Raw genomic sequence first — 21116 nt, 5'->3', positions numbered from 1 at the left:
CATAGTCTCGGCTTCTTTACAACTTCAGCCACGGTCGTGCCCATGCTAAATCGCTTCGCACCCCTCGTGCCTCTCGCACTCGTCACCCTGTTGTTCGGTTGCGCTGCTCATTCTCCAGTTCAAGAGCAGCCTCAACAGGTTAAAAATTCTGCCACCGCCCAGTCTTCCGTTATTTACCAGGAAGAGCTGGCCACCGAAAAAGAACTCGCCGATTTCAACGGCAAGAAGCCCTATGAGCTTCCGGTTCTGGCCGACAGCATCCTCGAACGCGGCATGTCCCTGATCGGTACCCGTTACCGTTTCGGCGGTACCTCTGAAGCCGGTTTCGACTGCAGCGGTTTCATCGGTTATCTGTTCCGCGAAGAGGCCGGCATGAATCTGCCGCGCTCCACCCGCGAAATGATCAATGTGGATGCGCCTCTGGTCTCGCGCGGTAATCTTGAGCCGGGCGATCTGCTGTTCTTCGCCACCAATGGTCGTCGCGGTCGTGTAAGCCACGCCGGGATCTACCTGGGTGACAACCAGTTCATTCATTCCAGCAGCCGTCGCAGCGGCGGTGTCCGCATTGACAGCCTGGGTGACAGCTACTGGAGCAAGACCTTCATCGAAGCCAAGCGCGCCCTCGCAATGGCACCGACCGTGGTTACCGCTCGCAAGTAATTCCCCGTTGTCGCCACGTCCGTGGCGACAAAAACGGTTCCCGGCAAGGGAGTAGACCTAGACTTTACAAGGTGAAGTTAAAGTCTTACTTGAAGTTTGCCGTGTAGCCGCTAGAATCCTGTATCTATATTGATGGCAAACCGCCTGCGTGCTCCGCAGGCGGTTTTGTTTCTGTCCATTCGGCAGAGAAAGCCGCAGCCAGATCAGGATGTTCTGCTTATGACGATGTCGGCCCGCCTCACATTGATTTTCTTCGCAGCGCTGCTCAGCGCTTGCGCCAGCCGCACTCCGCCGCCTGCGCCTGTGGTACGCGCTCCGGTGGTGTTCGGGCCCTCCCAGGCTTTTTCGCCGGCTGCTGAAGACGTGTTGTTTCGCGCGCTGGGCCTGGTTGGCACACCTTATCGCTGGGGCGGCAACACACCGGATTCCGGGTTCGATTGCAGCGGCCTGATCGGTTTCGTCTACCGCGATGCCGCCGGTATCTCCTTGCCGCGCTCCACTCGCGAGATGATCGTGATGCAAGCGCCGAATGTCGGCAAAGAGGGTTTGCAGACTGGCGACCTGATCTTCTTCGCCACCAATGGCGGCTCGCAGGTCAGTCATGCGGGGATCTACGTGGGGGAAGGTCGCTTCGTGCATGCGCCAGCAACCGGCGGCACAGTGAAGCTGGACAGCCTGTCGAAGGCGTATTGGCAGAAGGCGTATCTGAGTGCCAAGCGGGTGTTGCAGCCGGAGCATCTGGCGCATAACCCCTAGTAAAAATCGCAGCAATCCTAAAGTGGGAGCGAGCCTGCTCGCGAAAGCGGTGTATCAGTCAACTCAATGGAGGCTGACACTCCGCATTCGCGAGCAGGCTCGCTCCCACAGTTGTTTTGTGGCGGGCCAAAGTTACTTGGCGGCCGACACCCGCCACACCTTGTTCCCCACATCATCGGCCACCAGCAAACCACCTTGCTGGTCAATCACCACGCCAACCGGGCGGCCCAATGCGTTCTCGTCCTTGTCGAGGAAGCCGGTCAGCACATCCACCGGTGCTCCGTTCGGCTTGCCGGCGGCGAATGGTACGAAAATCACCTTATAGCCACTGTGCGGTTTGCGGTTCCACGAGCCGTGCTGGCCGATAAACGCGCCTTCCTTGAACTGCGCCGGCAAGTTGTTGCCCTCGGCGAAGGTCAGGCCCAGTGACGCGGTGTGCGGGCCGACGGCATAGTCCGGAGCGATGGCCTTGGCCACCAGATCCAGATTCTGCGGCTTCACCCGGACATCCACGTGCTGGCCGTAATAGCTGAAGGGCCAGCCATAGAATCCACCGTCCTTGACCGAGGTGATGTAGTCCGGCACCAGGTCGCTGCCGATTTCGTCACGTTCGTTGACTGCTGTCCACAGCGCGCCTGTGGTGGGTTCCCACGCCAGGCCGTTGGGGTTACGAATGCCTGAGGCGAAGATCCGGTGATTGCCGGTGGCGCGATCGACTTCCCAGATCGCGGCGCGACCTTCTTCTTTATCCAGACCATTCTCGCCGACGTTGCTGTTCGAGCCGACAGTGACGTACAGCTTGCTGCCGTCCTTGCTGGCGATGACGTTTTTGGTCCAGTGATGGTTCAGCGTGCCGCCCGGCAGGTCGGTGACTTTGATCGGCTGGGTCTTGATCTCCGTCGCGCCGGATTCGTAGTGGAAGCGCAGCAGCCGATCGGTGTCGGCGACGTACAAATCGTTGCCGACCAGGGTCATGCCGAATGGCGAGTTGAGGTTCTGCAGAAACACCGTGCGGGTCTCGGCCACGCCGTCGTGATCGGCGTCGCGCAGCAGGGTGATGCGGTTCGGGCTCGGCACGCCGGCACCGGCTTTGCCCATGACTTTCTTCATCACCCAGCCACGAATGCCGCTGCTGTCGTCAGGCTTGGGCGGAGCGTTGGTTTCCGCCACCAGCACGTCACCGTTGGGCAGCACGTAGAGCCAGCGTGGGTGATCGAGGCCTTCGGCAAATGCAGCCACTTGCGTACCGGCTGCGGCGGTCGGTTTGCCACCTGCAGGCCAGCCGACCGCTGGGGCGATGTTCACCGTCGGGATCAGGGTTTTGTTCGGTTCGGGCAGCTTGGGTGACGGTCCGGTGCCGTCAGAAACTTGCAGGCTGGAGGATTCACCGCAGGCGGCGAGCCCTCCGGCGAGGGCGATGACGAGAGCGAGTCGGGTTTTGCGCATTACTGATCTTCCCTATGAATGCATGCCTAATCATAGAGGAGTGCGCGCACCCGATGGTTCAACCGCTCAACCACGGGCCTCTTTGAACAGCACGGCGATGCCTGGGTGATAGTTACCCGCTTCGCTGCGCAACTTGCGGTAGGCGTAGGGGAAATACCAGGCCACTGCGCAGCAGTGTTCCTTTTGCAGGTCGTCGACCATGTCCTGCAGTTCTTCCGGGCTGGCGCTGTGCTGAGCCTTCTGCGGGGCGACGAACAGACAGCCGAGCTTGAGGTCACTGGCGAAGCTGATGCGTTTGGCATCGCTGGTGATGTCCAGCAGGGCCTGAGTCAGGTTGAGGTTGTTGACCCGCGGCCAGCGCTGGGTGGCCTGAAGGTAGGCGCGGTCTTCGGCCCCGGCGATGAACAGGTCGGCGCGGGCATTGCGCTCGCCGTCCTCGCTCTGCTTGCGGGTGGTGGTATCGCAGAGGGTAACCAGCTCGGCCATCCATGCCGCAGCGGAGAGCAAGCCGAGATTGGCGTTCTCGTCATGCCAGTAGGGCGTGTCGTTGTCACCGCGTACCGCGTTGTAACGGTCAATACAGTCAAACCAGCGTTCAAGCACCGGGCGCAGGAATTCCAGGCGCGGGTTGCTGATGATCATGCCTTGCATCGTCATCATCCTTATTGTTGTGGTGTGCTTTTTCAATCAAAAGCATGGCTCTTTGATATCACTTGTCTCAGTGTGGCACAAGATTGGCGTCAGATAATTGATCGGTGGCAGTTATTCGCCCGACGGCCCCCTCTTTAATTGACGCTCCACCCCCAACCCTCTAACCTTCGCGGCTTGTTTCAGGTGCTCTGTGACGCGTGTCGACAGAGTGAAACAGGGAAGCCGGTGAGGGTTGTCTTCAGGTGAAGAACGATCACGATCCCGGCGCTGCCCCCGCAACGGTAAATGAGTGAAAACTGCGCATTGAGCCACTGTGTCGACCGACGCGGGAAGGCGCGCAGTCAGGCGATTCGCCGCTCATGAGCCCGGAGACCGGCCTGATCCATCCAGCGGCATCACGGTGGGCGATGCCAGGCTTTTTGCCGTCTGTTCTTGTGCCTGCCCGCCGTTATCCAGCCTCAACGGAGAGCTCCCCATGACCGATTCCCCCGAGCGCGACGAACGCCATCTGGCGCGTATGCAGCGCAAAAAAGCCGTGATCGACGAGCGCATCGCCAATTCGCCTGACGAATGCGGCCTGGTGCTGGTGTTGACCGGCAATGGCAAAGGCAAAAGCAGCTCGGCGTTCGGCATGCTCGCCCGCGCCATGGGCCACGGTATGCAGTGTGGCGTGGTGCAATTCATCAAGGGCCGCAACAGCACTGGTGAAGAGTTGTTCTTCCGCCGCTTCCCCGAGCAAGTGCGTTTTCACGTGATGGGCGAGGGTTTCACCTGGGAAACCCAGGACCGCCAGCGTGACATCGCCGCCGCCGAAGCTGCGTGGGCAGTGTCCCGCGAGCTGCTGCGCGATCCGTCGATCGGCCTGGTGGTGCTGGATGAACTGAACATCGCCCTGAAACACGGCTACCTCGATCTGGATCGAGTGCTCAGCGACCTGCAGGCGCGTCCGCCGATGCAGCACGTGATCGTCACCGGCCGCGCGGCCAAGCCGGAAATGATCGAAATGGGCGACACCGTCACCGAAATGGGCATGCTCAAGCACGCCTTCCAGGCCGGCATCAAAGCGCAGAAAGGCGTCGAACTTTGAATCAACCACGTCACTGCCCGGCGGTGCTGATTGCCGCGCCGGCCTCCGGTCAGGGCAAGACCACCGTCACCGCCGCGCTCGCGCGCTTGCACCGCAATCAGGGGCGCAAGGTGCGCGTGTTCAAGTGCGGCCCGGACTTCCTCGACCCGATGATTCTCGAGCGCGCCAGCGGTGCGCCGGTGTATCAACTGGACATGTGGATGGTTGGCGAACAAGAAAGCCGCCGCCTGTTGTGGGAAGCCGCCGCCGAAGCCGATCTGATCCTGATCGAAGGTGTGATGGGCCTGTTCGACGGCACGCCGTCCAGCGCTGATCTGGCGCGGCATTTTGGTGTGCCTGTGCTTGGTGTGATCGATGGTACCGCCATGGCCCAGACCTTTGGTGCACTGGCGCTGGGGTTGGCGCGCTATCAGCCGGACCTGCCGTTTGCCGGGGTGCTGGCCAACCGCGTCGGCACCTTGCGTCATGCGCAATTGCTCGAAGGCAGCCTCACCGAAGGTCTGCGTTGGTACGGCGCGCTGTCGCGGGAAACCGGGATCGAGTTGCCGAGCCGCCATCTCGGTCTGGTGCAGGCCAGCGAACTGAATGATCTGGACCTGCGTCTCGACGCGGCGGCTGAAGCACTGGCCAGCAGTTGCGAGGTAGCGCTGCCACCGGCCGTGGCATTCGCCGCGCCTGAAATGATCAGCGCTGAACCGCTGCTCGACGGCGTGCGCATTGCCGTCGCTCGTGACGAAGCCTTTGCCTTCACCTACGGTGCCAGCCTCGATCTGCTGCGGGCGATGGGCGCCGAGTTGAGTTTCTTCTCGCCGATCCGCGATACGCAGTTGCCCGACGCCGACAGTCTGTATCTGCCCGGTGGTTACCCGGAATTGCACCATGTCGCGCTGGCGCAAAATACTGTGATGCTGGATGCGATTCGCGCGCACCACGCTGCCGGCAAACCGCTGCTTGCCGAGTGCGGCGGCATGCTCTATCTGCTCGACGCGTTGACCGATGTCGACGGCACCCGCGCCGAACTGGTCGGGCTGCTGCGCGGTGAGGCAGTGATGCAAAAACGTCTGGCGGCACTGGCACTGCAAGCGGTGGATTTGCCAGAAGGTTCGTTGCGCGGCCACACCTATCACCATTCCCTGACCAGCACCGAGCTGACGCCGATTGCCCGGGGCATCAGCCCGAATGGCGGGCGCGGGGCGGAGGCGGTTTATCGGGAAGGGCGGATGACGGCGTCGTACGTGCATTTTTACTTTCCGTCGAACCCGACGGCGATTGCCGCATTGTTTGCGCCAGATCTCAAGGCCGCCATCGCTGGCAAGCCAGCTCCCACAGTGGCCGGTGTCATGCCTGAAGAAACGCGATCCCCTGTGGGAGCTGGCTTGCCAGCGATGGGGCCATGACCGACAACGCCTATTCCGAGGCCGAACGCGCAGCCGTCTACCGAGCCATCGCCGAACGCCGCGACATGCGCCACTTCACCGGCGGCACGGTCGAACCGGAGCTGCTGCGCCGTCTGCTCGAAGCCGCGCATCAGGCGCCCAGCGTCGGTCTGATGCAGCCATGGCGCTTTATCCGCATCAGCGATCGCGCCTTGCGTGGGCAGATCCAGAACCTCGTCGAAGAAGAGCGCGTGCGTACCGCCGAAGCCCTCGGCGAGCGCAGTGACGAGTTCATGAAGCTCAAGGTTGAAGGCATCAACGACTGCGCCGAAGTGCTGGTCGCGGCGCTGATGGATGATCGCGAAAAGCACATTTTCGGCCGTCGTACGCTGCCGGAAATGGACATGGCCTCGCTGTCCTGCGCGATTCAGAATCTGTGGCTGGCGTCACGTGCCGAGGGGCTGGGCATGGGCTGGGTGTCGCTGTTCGAACCGCAGGCGCTGGCCGATCTGCTGCAGCTGCCGGCCGGGGCCAAGCCATTGGCGGTGTTGTGCCTGGGGCCGGTCAAGGCATTCTATCCGGCGCCGATGCTGGTACTCGAAGGGTGGGCGCAGGCGCGGCCGCTCAATGAGTTGCTGTACGAAAATTATTGGGGAGTGAGTCAATGAGTGTGGCGTTGTTGAGTGTCGCCGCGGTCGCGCTGGATGCGCTGCTGGGTGAACCGAAACGCTGGCATCCGCTGGTGGCGTTCGGCAATTTTGCCGGGCGCATCGAGCGCCGTTTCAATGCGGGCGGACGTGGCTGGCGCAGTCACGGGGTCACCGCGTGGGTGATCGCGGTGCTGCCGCTGACCTTGCTCGCGACCGCGTTTTCCTGGGCGCCGTACGTGGGCTGGATCGTCGAGATTCTGGCGCTGTATTGCGCCCTCGGCATGCGCAGCCTCGGTGAGCATGTCGCGCCGGTAGCCTGCGCCTTGCGCGCTGATGATCTGGAAGAAGCGCGCAAACGCGTCGGCTATCTGGTCAGTCGCCAGACCAGCGAACTGGACAGCACCGCCGTCGCCCGCGCCGCCACCGAATCGGTGCTGGAAAACGGCAGTGACGCGGTGTTCGCCGCGCTGTTCTGGTTCGTCGTGGCCGGCGCGCCGGGCGTGGTGCTCTATCGCCTGAGCAATACGCTCGACGCAATGTGGGGCTATCGCAATGAACGCTTCGAGCGCTTCGGCTGGTGCGCGGCAAAAATCGACGACGTGCTCAACTACATTCCGGCCCGACTGGTGGCGCTGACCTACGCGCTGCTGGGCAACACCCGGCTCGCCTGGAAATGCTGGCGCAGCCAGGGCCCGCAATGGGACAGCCCCAACGCCGGTCCGGTGATGGCGGCTGGCGCCGGTGCGTTAGGCGTCGAACTGGGCGGCCCGGCGATCTATCACGGCGAACTGCATGAGCGTCCGCAACTGGGCGAAGGTGCGCCGGCGGATGCCGATTCGATTGATCGTGGCTGGCAATTGGTCCAGCGCGGGGTATGGTTATGGCTGCTGATTCTCTGCGTGGGGGCTGAATTCTATGCTTGAGCACGGTGGCCGGCTGCGCAAGGCTGCACTCGATTACGGGATTGCCGAGGCCGACTGGCTCGACCTGTCCAGCGGCCTTGCGCCGTGGCCATTTGCGGTGCCGCAGATTCCGTTGCGCGCCTGGGCACGCTTGCCGGAAACCGACGACGGCCTGGAGCAGGCCGCGTGTGATTACTACGGTGCTTCGCAGGTGCTGCCGGTGGCCGGCTCGCAAATGGCGATCCAGCTGCTGCCGCGTTTGCGCCGCGCCGGCAAGGTCGGTGTGTTGTCGCCGTGTTATGCCGAGCACGCCGAAGCCTGGCGTCGCAGTGGTTACATCGTGCGCGAAGTGCTGGAGCAGGAAGTGGAGTTCTTTCTCGACAGCCTCGACGTGCTGGTGGTGGTCAATCCGAACAATCCCACCGGCCTGAGCCTGACGCCGGCGCGGCTGCTCGACTGGCATGCGCGGCTGGCCCAGCGCGGCGGCTGGCTGGTGGTCGATGAAGCGTTCATGGATAACACGCCGCAACTGAGTCTGGCGTCGCACACCCATCAAGTTGGCCTGATCGTCTTGCGCTCCTTCGGCAAGTTTTTCGGTCTGGCCGGGGTGCGTCTGGGGTTTGTGCTGGCCGAGCGCAAGTTGCTCAGATTGCTCGCCGAACAGGTCGGGCCGTGGGCGGTGAGCGGGCCGACGCGGGTGCTCGGTCAGGCCTGTTTGCAGGACACCGAAGCGCACACTCGGCAACGTATTCGCAGCGATGAGGCCAGTGAGCGCCTCGTGTTGTTGCTGGAGCGCTATGGTTTCAAACCTCAGGGCGGTTGCGCGTTGTTTCAGTGGCTGATCACCGAGCACGCGCCTGCGTTGCACGAGTTCATGGCGCGACGCGGGATCCTTCTGCGCATCTTCACCCACAACAGCAGTTTGCGTTTTGGCCTGCCCGCCAACGCCGCTGAAGAAGCGCGCCTCGAACAGGCGCTGCAAGCCTTTGCCAAGGAATCGAAATGACCACCTTGATGGTGCAAGGCACCACCTCCGACGCCGGTAAAAGCACGCTGGTGACGGCGCTGTGCCGCTGGGCCACCCGTCAGGGCGTGGCGGTGGTGCCGTTCAAACCGCAGAACATGGCGCTCAACAGTGCGGTGACCGCCGACGGCGGCGAGATTGGCCGGGCGCAAGCGGTGCAGGCGCAAGCCGCGCATCTCGAACCGCATACCGACATGAACCCGGTGCTGCTCAAACCCAACAGCGACACCGGCGCGCAGGTAATCATCCATGGCCGCGCGGTCACCAGCATGAACGCGGTGGCGTATCACGACTACAAAGCCATCGCCATGCAGGCGGTGCTCGCGTCGCACGAGCGGCTGAGCGCGGCCTATCCGCTGGTGATGGTTGAAGGCGCTGGCTCGCCGGCCGAAATCAATCTGCGTGCCGGTGACATCGCCAACATGGGCTTCGCCGAAGCGGTGGATTGCCCGGTGCTGCTGATCGCCGACATCAATCGCGGCGGGGTGTTTGCGCATCTGGTCGGCACGCTGGAGTTGCTGTCGCCGAGCGAGCAGACACGGGTCCAGGGCTTCATCATCAACCGCTTTCGCGGTGACATCGCCTTGCTGCAACCGGGCCTCGACTGGCTGGAACAACGCACCGGCAAACCGGTGGTCGGCGTGCTGCCGTACGTGATGGATCTGCATCTGGAGGCCGAGGATGGCATCGATCAGCGCCAGACCGACAAGGCCGAACAGGTGTTGAAAGTGGTGGTGCCGGTGCTGCCGCGCATCAGCAACCACACGGACTTTGATCCACTGCGCCTGCATCCGCAGGTCGATCTGCAATTCATCGGCCCGGGGCAGGCGATCCCTGCCGCCGACCTGATCATTCTGCCTGGCTCGAAAAGCGTGCGCAGCGATCTTGCCTATTTACGTGCCAATGGCTGGGACACGGCGATCAATCGGCACTTGCGCTATGGCGGCAAGGTGCTGGGGATCTGTGGCGGTCTGCAAATGCTCGGCGAGCAAGTGCACGATCCGCTGGGCCTCGAAGGCGCGCCGGGTTCGAGTGCCGGCCTGGGTTTGCTGGCGTTCGAAACCACGCTGGAAGCCGAGAAGCAGTTACGCAATGTCCGAGGGCATCTGGCGTTGGAAAACGCCGAGGTCAGTGGCTATGAAATCCATGCAGGCGTGACGGTGGGGCCGGCGCTGGAAAATGCGGCGGTGCATCTGGATGACGGTCGTTGCGATGGCGCGCAGAGTCTGGACGGGCAGGTGTTCGGCACCTACCTGCATGGCTTGTTCGAATCACCGCAAGCCAGTGCCGCGTTACTGCGCTGGGCCGGGTTGAGCGCTGTGCAGGAGGTGGATTACCACGGCTTGCGCGAGCGCGATATCGAGCGGTTGGCGGATCTGGTGGAGCGGCATCTGGATACCGATTTGTTGCGTGAGCTCTGCGGGATTTGAGTGGCCTGCCCAGGCCCCATCGCTTGCAAGCCAGCTCCCACAGGGGAGTGAGGTGTTTCAGCCACTGCGATCACTGTGGGAGCGGGCTTGCCCGCGAAGGGGCCGGTTGCCTCAACACTTAATTTTCAGGATGTCCCCATGCACCAACTGATCCTCGGCGGCGCCCGCTCCGGCAAAAGTCGCCTGGCGGAAAAACTCGCCAGCGACAGCCATCTGGCTGTCACCTACATCGCCACCAGCCAGCCGCTGGACGGTGAAATGAACGCCCGCGTCGCCCATCACCGCGCCCGGCGTCCGGCCGAATGGGCACTGATCGAAGAGCCCATAGCGCTGGCCCGCGTCCTGCGTGAAAGCGCCGACGCCGAGCGTTGCCTGCTGGTGGACTGCCTGACCCTGTGGCTGACCAATCTGCTGATGCTCGATGACGCCGCGCGTCTCGCCGCCGAACGTGAAGCTCTGCTGGACTGCCTGGCGTCATTGCCGGGGGAAATCATTTTTGTCAGCAACGAGACCGGAATGGGTGTCGTGCCGCTGGGCGAATTGACTCGCCGCTACGTCGATGAAGCCGGTTGGCTGCATCAAGCTCTGGCCGAGCGTTGTCAGCGAGTCGTCCTGACCGTCGCCGGCCTGCCCCTGACCCTGAAAGGACCTGCGTTATGACTCAAGCGTGGTGGTTGAACCCGTGCCAATCCGTAAATACCGAGATCGTTGAACACGCGGCGGCGCGCCAACAGCAGTTGACCAAACCGGCCGGGTCCCTCGGTCGCCTCGAAAGCGTGGCGGTGCAGCTGGCCGGATTGCAGGGGCAGATCAAGCCGACCCTCAAGCAGGTCTGGATCGCGATTTTTGCTGGTGATCACGGGGTGGTCGCGGAAGGTGTTTCCGCCTTCCCGCAGGAAGTCACCGGGCAGATGCTGCTCAACTTCGTCAGCGGCGGTGCGGCGATCAGCGTGCTGGCGCGCCAGCTCGATGCGCAATTGGAGGTGGTCGATCTGGGCACGGTGACGCCATCGTTGAACCTGCCGGGCGTGCGCCACCTTAACATCGGCCCGGGCACGGCGAATTTCGCGAAGGGCGCGGCGATGACCCAAGCGCAGGGCGAACTCGCCTTGCAGGCCGGTCGTGACAGCGTGCTGCGCGCCAAAGCGGCGGGCGCACAGTTGTTCATCGGTGGCGAAATGGGCATCGGCAACACCACTGCCGCCAGTGCACTGGCGTGTGCCTTGCTCGATTGCCCGGTGGTGCACCTGACCGGTCCCGGCACCGGGTTGAACGCCGAAGGCGTCAGCCATAAAGCACAAGTGATCGAGCGCGCACTGGCGCTGCACGCGGCGCAACGTGGCGATGCGCTGCAAACCCTGTTCAACCTCGGCGGTTTTGAAATCGCCGCACTGGTCGGCGCGTACCTGGCTTGTGCGCAGGAGGGCGTGGCGGTGCTGGTCGACGGCTTTATCTGCACGGTCGCCGCGTTGGTCGCGGTGCGGCTGAATCCAGCCTGCCGCGAGTGGCTGCTGTTCGGCCACCGGGGCGCCGAGCCGGGCCATCGTCATGTGCTGGAAACCCTCAATGCCGAACCGCTGCTGGAACTCGGTTTGCGTCTGGGCGAGGGCAGCGGGGCGGCGTTGGCTGTGCCGCTGTTGCGTCTGGCCTGCGACCTGCACGGGCAGATGGCGACGTTCGCCGAAGCGGCGGTGGCGGATCGTCCGGCATGACGTTGCGTCTGGACCTGCTGCGCCACGGGGAGACGGAGCTGGGCGGCGGATTGCGCGGTAGCCTCGATGATGCGCTCACGGAAAAGGGTTGGGCGCAGATGCGTGCGGCGGTGATAGCCGGAGGGCCGTGGGATCGCTTGATCAGCTCGCCGCTGCAGCGTTGTGCGCGGTTTGCTGCAGAGCTGGGCGAGCAACTGAATCTGCCGGTGCAGTTGGACAAGGACCTGCAGGAACTGCATTTCGGTGCCTGGGAAGGGCAGAGCGCAGCGGCACTGATGGAGACCGATGCCGAGGCGCTGGGGTTGTTCTGGGCCGATCCGTATGCTTTCACGCCGCCGCAGGGTGAGCCGGTCAGTGATTTTGCGGCGCGCGTGCTGGGCGCGGTTGCGCGTTTGCATCAGGCCTATGCCGGTGAACGCGTTTTGTTGATCAGTCATGGCGGCGTGATGCGTCTGTTGCTGGCGCAGGCGCGAGGTTTGCCACGTGAGCAGTTGCTCAATGTCGAAGTCGCGCATGCTTCGCTGTTCGCGCTCAGCGTCGAGGCCGATGGCGTGCTCAAGGAAGGTCACTGAGATGCTGCCACTGTGGATCGCCCTGCAATTTCTCAGCAGCTTGCCGATTCGTCTGCCGGGGATGCCGGAGCCGCAACAGCTCGGGCGTTCGCTGTTGTTTTATCCGTTGGTGGGGCTGCTGTTCGGGGTGATCCTCTGGGCATTCAACCTGGTATTGGCCGGCGCGCCGTTGTTGTTGCATGCGGCGCTGTTGCTGACGGTGTGGGTGCTGCTCAGCGGCGCGCTGCATCTGGATGGTCTGGCTGACAGCGCCGACGCCTGGCTTGGTGGTTTCGGTGATCGTGAGCGCACGCTGACGATCATGAAGGATCCGCGCAGCGGGCCGATTGCCGTGGTGACGCTGGTGTTGGTGTTGCTGCTGAAGTTCTGCGCGTTGCTGGCGCTGGTCGAGCAAGGGCACGCGGTGATGTTGATCATCGTGCCGCTGCTGGGGCGAGCGGCGTTGCTGGGGCTGTTTCTGACCACGCCGTATGTGCGCGCGGGAGGTCTGGGGCAGGCGTTGGCTGATCATTTGCCGCGCAGGGCCGGTTGGTGGGTGCTTGGGGCGAGTGCGCTGGCCTGTTTGCTGATTGCCGGGGTGAAAGCGATTGTTGCGCTGGTTGTCGCGTTCGTCGGGTTTGTCTGGCTGCGGCAGGTGATGATGCGGCGGTTGGGTGGGACCACTGGCGATACGGCGGGGGCATTGCTGGAATTGCTGGAGATGGCGGTGCTGGTTGGGGTGGTGTTGGTCTGACAGGCGTCTGTTGCCTGTTCGGACCTCATCGCTGGCAAGCCAGCTCCCACAAGTATTGAGGGCGTTTGCAGATTTTTTGAACACTTGCAAAAACTGTGGGAGCTGGCTTGCCAGCGATGGGGATGTGTCAGACGCCACAATCCTTATTGATAAACTCATGTGTAACTTGATTTAACACAGTCGCGGGTATATACACGCATCATGCTTCCTTCTCAATGTTTGTGCACCAACCTGCGTCGCGCCGCTCGTGGCGTCAGCAGGCATTATGACGGCGCTCTCGACGGCTTCGGGATCAACGTTGCCCAGTATTCTTTGCTGTGCAATCTGCAGCGTCTGGATCAACCGAGCATCTCGGAACTGGCCGAAGCCATGGGCCTGGATCGCAGCACCCTGGGGCGCAACCTGCGGGTGCTGGAAGGCGAGGGCCTGGTGGCGCTGGCCGAGGGCGAGGACATGCGCAACCGCATCGTCCGGCTCACCGAAACCGGTGCACAGCGCCTTGCGGCGGCGCTGCCAGCCTGGGAAGCGGCGCAACAGCGATTGATCGATCGCCTGGGCGCCGAGAAGCGTGAAACCTTGCTGCGACTGTTGGACGAACTGGCCTGAACGCCGGTTTTTCCGGATTTAAGCGGGTATATACCCGCGAACGGAGAATAACAATGACATCGATGTGGCGTACGTGCGGTTGGGTGTTGCTGGGAAGTGCGCTGATTCTGGCGTTGTCATTGGGCGTGCGGCACGGCTTCGGCCTGTTCCTGTCGCCGATGAGTGCGCAGTTCGGCTGGGGGCGCGAAGTGTTTGCCTTCGCCATCGCCCTGCAGAACCTGATCTGGGGTCTGGCGCAGCCGTTCACTGGCGCCCTGGCTGACCGTTTCGGGGCGGCGAAAGTGGTGCTGGTCGGCGGCGTGCTGTATGCCGCGGGCCTGGTGTGCATGGGGCTGTCCGATTCGGCGCTGACCCTGTCGCTGAGTGCCGGTCTGTTGATCGGTATCGGTCTGTCCGGTACGTCGTTCTCGGTGATTCTCGGCGTGGTCGGTCGTGCGGTGCCGCCGGAAAAACGCAGCATGGGCATGGGCATCGCCAGTGCTGCCGGTTCGTTCGGCCAGTTTGCGATGTTGCCGGGCACGCTGGGTTTGATCGGCTGGCTCGGCTGGTCGGCGGCGTTGCTGGTGCTGGGCCTGCTGGTGGCGCTGATCGTGCCGCTGGTGAGCATGCTCAAGGACAAGCCGCTGCCGGTGCTGGGCCATGAACAGAGCCTGTCCGAAGCGTTACGCGAAGCCTGTTCGCACTCGGGGTTCTGGCTGTTGGCATTCGGCTTTTTCGTCTGCGGCTTTCAGGTGGTGTTCATCGGTGTGCATCTGCCGGCCTATCTGGTTGATCAACATCTGCCGGCAACCGTCGGCACCACGGTGCTGGCGCTGATCGGTCTGTTCAATATCTTTGGCACTTATACCGCTGGCTGGCTCGGCGGACGCATGTCCAAGCCGCGTCTGCTGACGGCGTTGTATCTGCTGCGTGCGGTGGTGATCGTGCTGTTTCTGTGGCTGCCGGTGACGACGACGTCGGCGTACCTGTTCGGCATGGCCATGGGCTTCCTGTGGCTGTCGACGGTGCCGTTGACCAACGGCACGGTGGCGACCTTGTTTGGTGTGCGCAATCTGTCCATGCTCGGCGGCATCGTGTTCCTGTTTCATCAGCTTGGCTCGTTCCTCGGCGGCTGGCTGGGAGGCGTGGTGTATGACCGTACCGGGAGTTATGACTTGATCTGGCAAGTGGCGATTCTTTTGAGCCTGCTGGCGGCCGCGCTGAACTGGCCGGTACGCGAGCGTCCGGTGGCGCGCCTGCAACCGGCTGTCGGCGCCGTATGAAGCGTTCCTGGCCGCGAATCGCCTTCACCGCACTCGGCGCGCTGTTGCTGGCGCTGGTGTGGTGGGGCTGGCATCAGGGCGGCCTGGCGTTGATGCAGTTGGGCATGGGCGCTTGCTTGTAGGCTTGGATGACGAGTAACGTCGGGAGTCTGATGACTGCTCAAAGGATGCCCGACATGCTCATGCGCTGGTGTGCTGTACCCGCGTTGCTGATGGCGTTGACCGGACTGGCCCAGGCGGCTGATTGCCCGGAGGCGCTGCAAGGTTCGTTGCCCAAGTTGCGCGCCAAGGAATCCGTCGATCTGTGCCAGCGCTACGCCGGCAAGCCGCTGGTGGTGGTCAATACCGCCAGTTTCTGTGGCTTCGCTCCCCAGTTCGAGGGCCTCGAAGCGCTCAATCAGCATTACAAGGCGCAAGGCCTGGAAATGCTCGGCGTGCCCTCCAATGACTTCAAGCAGGAGTCCAAGGACAGCGCCGAAACCGCCAAGGTCTGCTACGCCAACTACGGCGTGACGTTCACCATGACCGAGCCGCAGAAGGTTCGTGGCGATGAGGCGACTCACCTGTTCAAGGTGCTGGCCGAACAGAGCAGTGCGCCGAAGTGGAATTTCTACAAGTATGTGATTGATCGGCAGGGCAAGGTGATTGCCAATTTCTCCAGCCTGACCAAGCCGGATGATCCGGAGTTTATTGCGGCAGTTGAAAAGGCTATCGCCTCAAAACCACTGCAACCATGACCCTGTAGGAGCTGCGGAACGCTGCGATCTTTTGATCTTAAAAAACAAGATCAAAAGATCGCAGCCTCGTTTCACTCGACAGCTCCTACAGGTTGTAAATCTCAGGCACAAAAAGCCCCGCTTTCTTTAAAGAGAGCGGGGCTTTTCTGTGGGCGAGGGTTTAGCCTCGCCGTGCAGCATCAGAAGCGGTAAGTAGCGCCAACACCGAAACCGTTTGCCGAGTTTTCATACTTGGCGTCGTAGGTCTGGCCACGATCGTTCTGGTTGTGGACCTTGACCGACTCTTCTTTCAGGTACGAGTAAGCCACGTCGATGGTCAGGTCTTCGGTCGGGCTCCAGCCGGCACCGATGCTGAAGATTGTGCGGTCGCCAGTAGGGATGCGTGGCGAGCGGTCGACGTTGTTGGTCGGCGACTGGTCGAAAGTCAGACCGGTGCGCAGTACCCATTCCTTGTTCAGCTGGTACGAAGTACCCACGGCGTAAGCCCAGGAGTCGTGCCAGTTCTGCTCTTCGGTGATCTCGCCAAACTGACCGGCCAGCAGCGGCTGTACGCCGGAGTTTTCAACGGTGATCTTCTTCAACTGGCTCCAGCGGGTCCAGGTCGAACCGGCGTAGACGTTCCAACGATCGTTGATCGCCTGAGTGACCGAGAAGTCCACCGATTCAGGCGTGGTGATCTTCAGCGAAGCGTCGTACTTCTGCTCGGCGCCCAGACCGACTGCGCCCAACACGCTGTAATTGACCTTGGTGTTGCCTTCGAGCTTGTAATCGACTTTCGAGTGGTAGGTCAGACCCAGACGCGTGGTGTCGGTGGCCTGTACCAGCACGCCGATGTTGTAGCCCAGCGCGGTATCGTCACCCTTGATCTTGACCTTGCCGTCCGGCGCGGCCTGGGTGATCGACAGGTTGGATTCCAGCGTACCGTCGATACGGTTGATGGTCGGACCGAAACCGATCGACACCACATCGTTGAACTTATAGCTGACAGTTGGCTGGAAAGTGATGACTTGTACTTCGGACTTGCTGCCGAAGTAACGGCCGCCAAAGCCTTTTTCATAGTCGGTAATCAGGCCGAACGGCACGTAAACGCCGAGGCCGAATGCCCAATGCTCGTCGATCGGTTTGACATAGAAGCCCATAGGTACGGAGGTGAAGGGCACCATGTCGCCTTTGTTGCTGCCGCCGTTAGGGCTGGAGCTGGCGTCGCTGATATCGGTCTTGGCATCGAGGAATGCAACACCGCCGGTGACTTGTTCGCGCGTGAGGCGCGACATGCCGGCAGGGTTGCCATAAACAGTGCTTGCGTCGTCGGCAGAAGAGGATCGCCCAGCGTAACCAGTACCCATCCCGCTGATGCTGTGTTCGTTGATGGCAAAGCCAGCTGCGAAGATCTGGGTGGATGCCATGGTAACGGCGAGGCTAAGGGTGGTTTTGAGCATGACTTTTTTCATTATTAGAACTCCTGGTGATCACCGGGGCGAAAATTACCAACATTTTCGTTCCAGCGCTATAGTCCCTATACCTTGAGTTAGAGCGGTTTTGTAGGACAATCCGACCAGATTCGCGGCCTGTTGAGCGATCTTCTGAAACTCGCCAGTCAACACGCGACCTGATTCACCGGTGAAACACAGGTTTGCCAAGCGTAGGTGAAGTCGCGCAGACGGCCTTGCGGCTGGAAGGTCTGACGCCAGATTCGCGCCATGCCCAGCAGATCGCCCGGGGCGGGGAGGGTGGGGTGTTGTTCTTCTACCAGCAGCCAGGCGATGGCGGTGGCGTAACGCAGATTGACGGTCAATTCCAGGTGCGGGCCGCTAAGAAAAGCATGCTGGCTGGCGAGGCCGCGAACAAGGCTCGCGCGCTCCGGATCCAGTGCCAGGTAGTGATCCCAAAGGGCTTGGTGGCGATGCTCGGCAATCCGGTAGAGGCCGTGGCCACGGCGGTCATGCAGGGCGGAGCCGAGGGCGGACTGGCTGGCGGCGATTCCCAGCAGCAGGGATTCGGCGGTTGCGCAGTGACGTCCCAGATAAATCAATGTGGGACGGATCACGTAGCGACACAGTTCGCTGGCAGCGATACCCATAATGCCCTCGATTCTTGTAATGGGGCGGCGAAACCTGAAGGGGCCTTGGCAGCGGTGGATCGACTCAGGCTCGCCGGAAGCGGATCAAGCCGCTTGAGTTGAAGTGTAGTGTCATATTCACGTCGTAAAGGCCTGTTTTTAAAATATTTCCGGCGCTGGGTCAGTCGCGTTATATCCGATGGTGCTTAGACGTCAAAAGCTAAAAGCGAAACATCAGGCAATAAAAAGCCCCGCATTATGTGCGGGGCTTTTGCTTTTGCAGCCTTTTCGGCCCTCAGGCAATCAACGCCTGACGCGTACGATCGATAATGGCCTGCAGCGGTTCGGCGCTGGAGTATTGATCGGGGTACAGACGCTCGCTGTGGCGAGCGATCCCGTGTTCATTGACCACGGTGAAGCTGAAGCAGCCTTTGCGAGCGGCCATGATCAGGCAGTTCATTGGGGCAAAAGCGTTGGTTAGGGTGCGAATGGCATCCTGAGTCTGGATTTGAGTAGACATAGTTATTAGGTGTTCCTACAAATGACACGGATAAGAACCGTGCAACGTTAAAACGTTCCAGTAATGTCGACCACCATTGGTCGAACAAAGAACCCGACTGGAACAAAGCAGCCAGTTTGAAGCGCTGATAAGTTGGCGCGCTTGGGCTGGCAGGTAGGTACTTAGGAGGACAGGCAACACATCGAGGGCAGAGGTTCTGGGCCCGGGGTGAAGATCCTGATCAATTTGCAGGTTGGTTCGGTCAGAGTAAGTGGTCTTTGCAGCACCCTTTGCATTCATTCAAAGGCTGTGCTGGCGCAAGATTTACCTGGAAACCATCGAGGGGTCGTTCCCGCTTTTTTCGGTGAAGGGCTTCTGGGAAGAAGGTTGACCGTGGGGATGTGTTCGACCGGAATTGACTTTCAGCTTGGTACTAACGCCGCGGATAGTAACGAAACGTCCTGGACAATGCAAACCCTGCGGCAAAAAAGATTTCGGTCGGTGGCGCGGATCGTGGGTGACAGGGCTGGCCCTTTCGCGAGCAGGCTCACTCCCACAGGAGAACAGGGACCGAATGTGGGAGCGAGCCTGCTCGCGAAGAAGCCGTCCGTCGCCACAAAAGCGTGCAGCCATGCCCATCGCCAACCCGCTTATCCACTGCTCAGGGCGCAAAACGACCCGAAAAAGCGCATCGATATAACCGGGTAACAGGTACTTGTGCACATTAGTTGCGCAGACGGTAACCTCACTGTCACATCAATCCTGACCCCGGTGGCTGCCTGCATCAAAAGTTTAAGTCAATGAAAAATATCGTCTTTTTTTGTTGGTGAAAAAATCGTCAGTTTGACTGCGAGCCCCATTCCACAAGGCTTTGCGGAGGTTCGGGAGCGGTTGTCCACTGAGTTATCCACAGCTTCTGTGGATTGTCCCTAGCGCTTGCTCTAGGACGGGCGTGCCGGGTTTTTTTCGACTTTACCTGTACGAAAAAGAGAGTAGAGTGGCGCGCCTTCCGATCTGTCCCACAGTGTTTTATGAAGTTTCGCTCAGTATCAGACTCTGTTACCTCCGAACACCCTCGTGTTACCTCACCCAAGCGATTTTCCGTGCGTGTGGCCGAATGGCTGCTCGACAGCCCACGGCTGGGCGATAGCCGTAATGCCAAGCATCTGGCGGGGCGTCTGCTCAAGCAACCGGCACGCGAAGGCGTAGTCGCGGCGCAAAGTCGCCTCGGCCAATTGATGTGCCGCGAGTGCGGCAATGCCCGGGATCGGCGCATCGGCCAGGATCTGCTGCGCCAGGCCGCTCGCGCCGGCGACCGTCGTGCACAACGGGAACTCGGTCTGCTCGAAGACTGAGCTGTCCAACACCCCACGCCTTGGTTAACCTTCAGGCTTTATCGGATCGGCAGGAGTGGCTATGGCTATGGACTTGACCAGCGTGTTGCTCGGTCTGGCGGGCGCGGGATTACCGCTGCTGGCGCTGGCCTGGCAACTGCAGCGGCGGGCCAGCGATCGGCAAGCCGAGGTCGCCTTGCTCGAAGAGCGCCTGGCCATGGCGCAACTGGCGCAGGACGGGCTTAACGTGCAGTTGGAATCCAGCCGCGATGAAATCGTCGACCTCGGCCAGGCCAATGCCGCCAGGCAGGCGGAGTTGGCGGCTCTGCGCCGCGAAGTCGAGTTGTTGCAGATCGAACGCGATGACGCCCGTGACGCGTCCCACGCCTGGAACATCGAGCGTGCCAACAAAGAGGCCGAATTGCGCCGCCTCGACGCCCAGACCGCTTCGCTGAACGCCGAACTGCGCGAGCAACAGGAAAGCCATCAACAACGTCTCAGCGACCTGCAAGGCTCGCGCGATGAGTTGCGCGCGCAGTTCGCCGAGCTGGCAGGAAAGATCTTCGATGAGCGTGAACAGCGCTTTGCCGAGACCAGTCAACAGCGCCTCGGGCAGTTGCTCGATCCGCTGAAAGAGCGCATCCAGTCCTTCGAAAAACGCGTGGAAGAGAGCTATCAGGCCGAAGCCCGCGAGCGCTTTTCGCTGGCCAAAGAGCTGGAGCGTCTGCAGCAATTGAACCTGCGTCTGAGTGACGAAGCGACCAACCTGACCCGTGCCCTCAAAGGCCAGAAAACCCAAGGCAACTGGGGTGAGTTGATTCTTGAGCGGGTGCTGGAGCACGCCGGTCTGGAGAAGGGCCGCGAGTACCAGACCCAGGTCAACCTCAAGGGGCCGGACGGCGAGCGCTTCCAGCCAGACGTGATCATTTACCTGCCGGGCGACAAGCAGGTGGTGGTCGACTCCAAGGTCAGCCTCACGGCGTATCAGCAGTACGTCGCCGCTGAAGACGACACCCTCGGCCAGATCGCGATCAAGCAGCACGTGCTGTCGCTGCGCAGTCACGTCAAAGGCCTGGCCGGAAAGGATTACAAGCGTCTGGAAGGCCTGCACAGCCTCGATTTCGTGTTGCTGTTCGTGCCGATCGAAGCGGCATTTTCCGCCGCTTTGCAAGCCGAGCCGACGCTATTTCAGGAGGCGTTCGACCGCAACATCGTGATCGTCAGCCCAACCACCTTGCTGGCGACGTTACGGGTGATCGACAGCCTGTGGAAGCAGGAACGGCAGAGCCAGAACGCCCGGGAAATCGCCGAGCGTGCCGGCTGGCTGTACGACAAATTCGTGCTGTTCATTCAGGATCTGGACGAAGTCGGCAATCGCCTGCAACAGCTGGACAAGGCCTACAGTTCGGCGCGCAACAAACTCACGGAAGGGCGCGGCAACCTGGTCAGCCGCAGTGAACAGCTCAAACTGCTCGGTGCGCGGGCGAGCAAGAGTCTGCCGGCGGACTTGTTGGAACGGGCGATGACCGATGTCGACGGGCTGGTCGAACTGCCAGAGTGAAGAGCAAAAGATCGCAGCCTGCGGCAGCTCCTACAGGATGAATGCAAATCCCATGTAGG

General features: G+C 61.5%; 23 protein-coding genes and 1 riboswitch. Of the genes, 18 read left to right on the top strand and 5 right to left on the bottom strand.

Features of this window, described 5'->3' with window-relative positions; all coding sequences use genetic code 11:
* Positions 1–42: 42 nt before the first annotated feature.
* Entirely contained in the window at positions 43–660 is a 618-nt protein-coding gene (locus KVQ82_RS21315; protein ID WP_041074354.1) for a C40 family peptidase, read from the top strand.
* Between the two features lie 219 nt (positions 661–879).
* Positions 880–1416, top strand: a complete 537-nt coding sequence (locus tag KVQ82_RS21310; RefSeq protein ID WP_034156233.1) for a C40 family peptidase — start codon at positions 880–882, stop codon at positions 1414–1416.
* Between the two features lie 132 nt (positions 1417–1548).
* On the opposite strand, the gene KVQ82_RS21305 is transcribed toward KVQ82_RS21310, so the two are convergent.
* Together KVQ82_RS21305 and KVQ82_RS21300 are read right to left on the bottom strand one after the other, a co-directional pair.
* The gene (locus KVQ82_RS21305; protein ID WP_222015707.1) at positions 1549–2862 is read right to left on the bottom strand and encodes a sorbosone dehydrogenase family protein; all 1314 of its coding nucleotides are present in this window, start codon (positions 2860–2862) and stop codon (positions 1549–1551) included.
* Between the two features lie 66 nt (positions 2863–2928).
* Positions 2929–3513: a hypothetical protein gene (locus tag KVQ82_RS21300; protein WP_222015705.1), complete on the bottom strand. Its 585-nt coding sequence runs from the start codon at positions 3511–3513 to the stop codon at positions 2929–2931.
* Positions 3514–3677: 164 nt separating this feature from the next.
* A riboswitch (cobalamin riboswitch) is annotated at positions 3678–3909 on the top strand.
* Positions 3910–3988: 79 nt separating this feature from the next.
* Between KVQ82_RS21300 and cobO the strand changes: the two genes are divergently transcribed.
* From cobO to KVQ82_RS21235, 14 genes are all read left to right on the top strand, one after another.
* Positions 3989–4600 (top strand): cob(I)yrinic acid a,c-diamide adenosyltransferase, encoded by a 612-nt coding sequence (gene cobO, locus KVQ82_RS21295; RefSeq protein WP_041074346.1) that lies wholly within the window; start codon positions 3989–3991, stop codon positions 4598–4600.
* Positions 4597–5997 carry a cobyrinate a,c-diamide synthase gene (locus KVQ82_RS21290; protein ID WP_222015703.1) on the top strand — a complete coding sequence of 467 codons (1401 nt, stop codon included), beginning with the start codon at positions 4597–4599 and terminating at the stop codon, positions 5995–5997. The genes cobO and KVQ82_RS21290 overlap by 4 nt, the downstream gene beginning before the upstream one ends.
* Complete coding sequence (bluB, locus tag KVQ82_RS21285; protein ID WP_086794931.1) at positions 5994–6644, top strand: 5,6-dimethylbenzimidazole synthase; 651 nt, start codon at positions 5994–5996, stop codon at positions 6642–6644. Before KVQ82_RS21290 ends, bluB begins: the two co-directional genes overlap by 4 nt.
* Positions 6641–7549, top strand: coding sequence for an adenosylcobinamide-phosphate synthase CbiB (gene cbiB / locus KVQ82_RS21280; RefSeq protein WP_222015692.1), 909 nt, complete (start codon positions 6641–6643; stop codon positions 7547–7549). The genes bluB and cbiB overlap by 4 nt, the downstream gene beginning before the upstream one ends.
* The gene (gene cobD, locus KVQ82_RS21275; protein WP_222015690.1) at positions 7542–8534 is read left to right on the top strand and encodes a threonine-phosphate decarboxylase CobD; all 993 of its coding nucleotides are present in this window, start codon (positions 7542–7544) and stop codon (positions 8532–8534) included. Before cbiB ends, cobD begins: the two co-directional genes overlap by 8 nt.
* Entirely contained in the window at positions 8531–9982 is a 1452-nt protein-coding gene (locus KVQ82_RS21270; protein ID WP_222015688.1) for a cobyric acid synthase, read from the top strand. Before cobD ends, KVQ82_RS21270 begins: the two co-directional genes overlap by 4 nt.
* A 138-nt stretch (positions 9983–10120) precedes the next feature.
* Positions 10121–10642 (top strand): bifunctional adenosylcobinamide kinase/adenosylcobinamide-phosphate guanylyltransferase, encoded by a 522-nt coding sequence (gene cobU, locus KVQ82_RS21265; RefSeq protein ID WP_222015686.1) that lies wholly within the window; start codon positions 10121–10123, stop codon positions 10640–10642.
* Entirely contained in the window at positions 10639–11694 is a 1056-nt protein-coding gene (gene cobT / locus KVQ82_RS21260) for a nicotinate-nucleotide--dimethylbenzimidazole phosphoribosyltransferase (RefSeq protein ID WP_222015676.1), read from the top strand. Before cobU ends, cobT begins: the two co-directional genes overlap by 4 nt.
* Positions 11691–12266 (top strand): alpha-ribazole phosphatase family protein, encoded by a 576-nt coding sequence (cobC, locus tag KVQ82_RS21255; RefSeq protein WP_222015670.1) that lies wholly within the window; start codon positions 11691–11693, stop codon positions 12264–12266. The genes cobT and cobC overlap by 4 nt, the downstream gene beginning before the upstream one ends.
* A 1-nt stretch (position 12267) precedes the next feature.
* The gene (locus tag KVQ82_RS21250) at positions 12268–12999 is read left to right on the top strand and encodes an adenosylcobinamide-GDP ribazoletransferase (protein WP_222015668.1); all 732 of its coding nucleotides are present in this window, start codon (positions 12268–12270) and stop codon (positions 12997–12999) included.
* A 201-nt stretch (positions 13000–13200) separates the two neighbouring features.
* Positions 13201–13605, top strand: coding sequence for a MarR family winged helix-turn-helix transcriptional regulator (locus KVQ82_RS21245; protein ID WP_007950413.1), 405 nt, complete (start codon positions 13201–13203; stop codon positions 13603–13605).
* 53 nt (positions 13606–13658) lie between these two features.
* On the top strand, positions 13659–14867 hold the full coding sequence (locus KVQ82_RS21240; protein WP_097087521.1) for an MFS transporter: 1209 nt from the start codon (positions 13659–13661) through the stop codon (positions 14865–14867).
* Positions 14864–14989: a hypothetical protein gene (locus tag KVQ82_RS31665; RefSeq protein WP_256198942.1), complete on the top strand. Its 126-nt coding sequence runs from the start codon at positions 14864–14866 to the stop codon at positions 14987–14989. Before KVQ82_RS21240 ends, KVQ82_RS31665 begins: the two co-directional genes overlap by 4 nt.
* 54 nt (positions 14990–15043) lie before the next feature.
* A complete protein-coding gene (locus KVQ82_RS21235) occupies positions 15044–15604 on the top strand; it encodes a glutathione peroxidase (RefSeq protein ID WP_222015659.1) in 561 nt (186 codons plus the stop codon).
* 179 nt (positions 15605–15783) lie between these two features.
* Here the strand turns inward: KVQ82_RS21235 and KVQ82_RS21230 are convergent, their stop codons facing one another.
* The 3 genes from KVQ82_RS21230 to KVQ82_RS21220 all read right to left on the bottom strand — a co-directional run bounded on the left by KVQ82_RS21230 (position 15784) and on the right by KVQ82_RS21220 (position 18183).
* Positions 15784–17055 (bottom strand): OmpP1/FadL family transporter, encoded by a 1272-nt coding sequence (locus KVQ82_RS21230; RefSeq protein WP_086794935.1) that lies wholly within the window; start codon positions 17053–17055, stop codon positions 15784–15786.
* A 146-nt stretch (positions 17056–17201) separates the two neighbouring features.
* On the bottom strand, positions 17202–17684 hold the full coding sequence (locus KVQ82_RS21225; RefSeq protein WP_041074321.1) for a hypothetical protein: 483 nt from the start codon (positions 17682–17684) through the stop codon (positions 17202–17204).
* 274 nt (positions 17685–17958) lie between these two features.
* Entirely contained in the window at positions 17959–18183 is a 225-nt protein-coding gene (locus tag KVQ82_RS21220; protein WP_007962908.1) for a hypothetical protein, read from the bottom strand.
* A 1010-nt stretch (positions 18184–19193) separates the two neighbouring features.
* Here KVQ82_RS21220 and KVQ82_RS21215 point away from each other — a divergent pair.
* The gene (locus KVQ82_RS21215; RefSeq protein ID WP_084234297.1) at positions 19194–19517 is read left to right on the top strand and encodes a sel1 repeat family protein; all 324 of its coding nucleotides are present in this window, start codon (positions 19194–19196) and stop codon (positions 19515–19517) included.
* A 175-nt stretch (positions 19518–19692) separates the two neighbouring features.
* Positions 19693–21057 (top strand): DNA recombination protein RmuC, encoded by a 1365-nt coding sequence (gene rmuC, locus KVQ82_RS21210; protein ID WP_222019431.1) that lies wholly within the window; start codon positions 19693–19695, stop codon positions 21055–21057.
* Positions 21058–21116 lie beyond the last annotated feature (59 nt).

Source organism: Pseudomonas sp. AO-1 (assembly GCF_019775695.1).
GTDB classification, from domain to species: domain Bacteria; phylum Pseudomonadota; class Gammaproteobacteria; order Pseudomonadales; family Pseudomonadaceae; genus Aquipseudomonas; species Aquipseudomonas parakoreensis.
This window is presented reverse-complemented; position numbering and strand designations above follow the sequence as displayed.

Excerpts from the sequence above, each read along its gene's own strand:
- KVQ82_RS21315 (WP_041074354.1), top strand. The coding sequence starts at position 43 with ATGCTAAATCGCTTCGCACCCCTCGTGCCTCTCGCACTCGTCACCCTG.
- KVQ82_RS21310 (WP_034156233.1), top strand. The coding sequence starts at position 880 with ATGACGATGTCGGCCCGCCTCACATTGATTTTCTTCGCAGCGCTGCTC.
- KVQ82_RS21305 (WP_222015707.1), bottom strand. The coding sequence starts at position 2,862 with ATGCGCAAAACCCGACTCGCTCTCGTCATCGCCCTCGCCGGAGGGCTC.
- KVQ82_RS21300 (WP_222015705.1), bottom strand. The coding sequence starts at position 3,513 with ATGCAAGGCATGATCATCAGCAACCCGCGCCTGGAATTCCTGCGCCCG.
- cobO (WP_041074346.1), top strand. The coding sequence starts at position 3,989 with ATGACCGATTCCCCCGAGCGCGACGAACGCCATCTGGCGCGTATGCAG.
- bluB (WP_086794931.1), top strand. The coding sequence starts at position 5,994 with ATGACCGACAACGCCTATTCCGAGGCCGAACGCGCAGCCGTCTACCGA.
- cbiB (WP_222015692.1), top strand. The coding sequence starts at position 6,641 with ATGAGTGTGGCGTTGTTGAGTGTCGCCGCGGTCGCGCTGGATGCGCTG.
- cobD (WP_222015690.1), top strand. The coding sequence starts at position 7,542 with ATGCTTGAGCACGGTGGCCGGCTGCGCAAGGCTGCACTCGATTACGGG.
- KVQ82_RS21270 (WP_222015688.1), top strand. The coding sequence starts at position 8,531 with ATGACCACCTTGATGGTGCAAGGCACCACCTCCGACGCCGGTAAAAGC.
- cobU (WP_222015686.1), top strand. The coding sequence starts at position 10,121 with ATGCACCAACTGATCCTCGGCGGCGCCCGCTCCGGCAAAAGTCGCCTG.
- cobT (WP_222015676.1), top strand. The coding sequence starts at position 10,639 with ATGACTCAAGCGTGGTGGTTGAACCCGTGCCAATCCGTAAATACCGAG.
- cobC (WP_222015670.1), top strand. The coding sequence starts at position 11,691 with ATGACGTTGCGTCTGGACCTGCTGCGCCACGGGGAGACGGAGCTGGGC.
- KVQ82_RS21250 (WP_222015668.1), top strand. The coding sequence starts at position 12,268 with ATGCTGCCACTGTGGATCGCCCTGCAATTTCTCAGCAGCTTGCCGATT.
- KVQ82_RS21245 (WP_007950413.1), top strand. The coding sequence starts at position 13,201 with ATGCTTCCTTCTCAATGTTTGTGCACCAACCTGCGTCGCGCCGCTCGT.
- KVQ82_RS21240 (WP_097087521.1), top strand. The coding sequence starts at position 13,659 with ATGACATCGATGTGGCGTACGTGCGGTTGGGTGTTGCTGGGAAGTGCG.
- KVQ82_RS31665 (WP_256198942.1), top strand. The coding sequence starts at position 14,864 with ATGAAGCGTTCCTGGCCGCGAATCGCCTTCACCGCACTCGGCGCGCTG.
- KVQ82_RS21235 (WP_222015659.1), top strand. The coding sequence starts at position 15,044 with ATGCTCATGCGCTGGTGTGCTGTACCCGCGTTGCTGATGGCGTTGACC.
- KVQ82_RS21230 (WP_086794935.1), bottom strand. The coding sequence starts at position 17,055 with ATGAAAAAAGTCATGCTCAAAACCACCCTTAGCCTCGCCGTTACCATG.
- KVQ82_RS21225 (WP_041074321.1), bottom strand. The coding sequence starts at position 17,684 with ATGGGTATCGCTGCCAGCGAACTGTGTCGCTACGTGATCCGTCCCACA.
- KVQ82_RS21220 (WP_007962908.1), bottom strand. The coding sequence starts at position 18,183 with ATGTCTACTCAAATCCAGACTCAGGATGCCATTCGCACCCTAACCAAC.
- KVQ82_RS21215 (WP_084234297.1), top strand. The coding sequence starts at position 19,194 with ATGAAGTTTCGCTCAGTATCAGACTCTGTTACCTCCGAACACCCTCGT.